The organism is Azohydromonas sp., assembly GCF_035325925.1.
Lineage (GTDB): Bacteria > Pseudomonadota > Gammaproteobacteria > Burkholderiales > Burkholderiaceae_C > Calidifontimicrobium.
This window is the reverse complement of the sequence record NZ_DAOKZA010000110.1, coordinates 1-2,219: the sequence shown is the minus strand read 5'-3', so window position 1 is coordinate 2,219 and position 2,219 is coordinate 1. Positions and strand designations below refer to the sequence as shown.

The following is a 2,219-nucleotide window of genomic DNA, read 5'->3' as shown; positions in this document are numbered from 1 at the left end:
CCCGGCGCGCAGGACGCGGTCGGCCACGACCCGTTCGGCGGCGTGCGCGCGCTGGCGCAGGAGATCCGCAACAACGTGCGCCGCGCCACCGGGCTGACCTGCTCGGTCGGGGTGACGCCGAACAAGCTGCTGGCCAAGATCGCCTCCGAGCTCGACAAACCCGACGGGCTGACGCTGCTCACCGAGGACGACGTCCCGACGCGCGTGTGGCCGCTGCCGGTGCGGCGCATCAACGGCATCGGCCCGAAGGCCGCGGCCAAGCTCGCCCAGTGGGGCATCACCACCGTCGGCGATCTCGCCGAGCGCGACCGCGGCTGGCTGGTCGAGCACTTCGGCGCCAGCTACGGCGGCTCGCTGCACGAGGCGGCGCACGGGCGCGACGAGCGGGCCGTCGTCACCGCCAGCGAGCCGGTGTCGATGAGCCGCGAGACCACCTTCGAGCGCGACCTGCACGCCCGGCGCGACCGCGCCGAGCTGTCGCGCATCTTCACCGCGCTGTGCGAGCGTGTCGCCGCCGACCTGCAGCGCAAGGGTTACGCGGGCCGCACGGTGGGCGTCAAGCTGCGCTTCGACGACTTCCGCACCGTCACGCGCGACCTCACGCTCGACGACGCGGTGGCCGACGCGGCGGCGATCCGCCGCGCCGCCGGACAGTGCCTGAAACGCGTCGAGTTCGACCGCCGGCTGCGCCTGCTCGGCGTGCGCGTCGCGTCACTGGAGCGCGCCGCGGGCGCAGCGCGCTGAAGGCACCGGCGGGCCCGGTCGTCAGCTCCCGCTGGGCACCTTGCCCTCGACGCCCTTGACGTAGAAGTCGACCTTGTCCTTCCAGTCCTGGTCGGCCTGCTGGCCGGCGGGCAGGCGCTCCTTGCCGGTGTTGTCGACGATCGGGCCGGTGAACACCTCGAACGTGCCGGCCTTCATGCCGTCCTTGACCTCGGCGACCTTGGCCTTCGCGTCGTCGGGCACGAAGTCGGCGATCGACGCCAGCGCGTTCTGCCCCTCCTTGACGCCCCACACGGTGCGACCGGTCTGCCAGCTGCCGTCGAGCACCTGGCGCACCGACTGGATGTAGTACGGCCCCCAGTCGACGATGCAGCTGGCCAGGTGCGCCTTCGGCGCGACCGCGCTCATGTCGCTGTCCCAGCCGAACGCGAACTTGCCGTTCTTCTCGGCGGTCTGCAGCACTGCGCTCGAATCGGTGTTCTGCAGCAGCACGTCGGCGCCGCCGTTGATCAGGCTCTGCGCGGCGTCGGCCTCCTTCGGCGGGTCGAACCAGGTGTTGACCCACACGACACGCGTCTTCACCTTCGGGTTGACGCTCTGCGCGCCCAGCGTGTAGGCGTTGATGTTGCGCAGCACCTCGGGGATCGGGAACGACGCGACGAAGCCCAGCGTGTTGGTCTTGGTCATCTTGCCGGCGATCACGCCGGCCATGTACGCGTCCTCGTAGAACTTGGCGTCGTACACGCGCAGGTTCGGCGCGGTCTTGTAGCCGGTGGCGTGCTCGAACTTGACGTCGGGGAACTCGGCGGCGACCTTGACCATCGGCTCCATGAAGCCGAACGAGGTCGCGAAGATGATCTTGTTGCCCTGCTGCGCGAGGTCGCGGATCACGCGCTCGGCGTCCGCCCCCTCGGGCACCTTCTCGACGTAGGTCGTCACGACCTTGTCGCCGAACTCGCGCTCGACCGACTTGCGCCCGTTGTCGTGCGCGAAGGTCCAGCCGGCGTCGCCGACCGGGCCGACGTAGACCCACGCGGCCTTCAGCGGCTCGGGCTTCGGCGCCTCGGCCTGCGGCGCCGGGGCGGGCGCCGGCGCAGGCGCCTCCTCCTTCTTGCCGCAACCCACCAGCACGGCGGTGGCGACGACGCCGGCGGCGCCGGCCAGCCGGATCAGGGCTCGCTTGGACAGATCGGTCATGGAATCGCTCTCCTGGTGAGGTTCGACGCGCTGCAGGCGCCGGAAGCGGCGAATTATGTGCCCGGGTGGAACGGCTTGCCGAGCGACGCGGGCATGTTGATGCGGATCCACAGCGGGTTGCGGCTGATCAGCGCGAGCACCACGATCGTGGCCAGGTACGGCAGCATCGCCAGCAGCTGGCTGGCCACCTGCACGCCCATGCCCTGCAGCGAGAACTGCAGCATCGTCACGCCGCCGAACAGGTACGCGCCCAGCAGCACGCGCGCCGGCCGCCAGGTGGCGAAGGTGGTCAGCGCCAG

General features: G+C 70.9%; 2 protein-coding genes and 1 pseudogene. 1 reads left to right on the top strand and 2 read right to left on the bottom strand.

Annotated elements, in window-relative coordinates:
* Positions 1–744 (top strand): DNA polymerase IV (locus PKC53_RS18915; protein ID WP_324431465.1); only part of this gene is annotated, 744 nt, incomplete at its 5' end.
* A gap of 21 nt (positions 745–765) precedes the next feature.
* Here PKC53_RS18915 and PKC53_RS18910 read toward each other — a convergent pair.
* Entirely contained in the window at positions 766–1,920 is a 1,155-nt protein-coding gene (locus PKC53_RS18910; RefSeq protein WP_324431464.1) for a BMP family ABC transporter substrate-binding protein, read from the bottom strand.
* Between the two features lie 53 nt (positions 1,921–1,973).
* Positions 1,974–2,219 (bottom strand): annotated as a pseudogene (locus PKC53_RS18905) (ABC transporter permease); the annotation flags it as partial.

Excerpts from the sequence above, each read along its gene's own strand:
- PKC53_RS18910 (WP_324431464.1), bottom strand. The coding sequence starts at position 1,920 with ATGACCGATCTGTCCAAGCGAGCCCTGATCCGGCTGGCCGGCGCCGCC.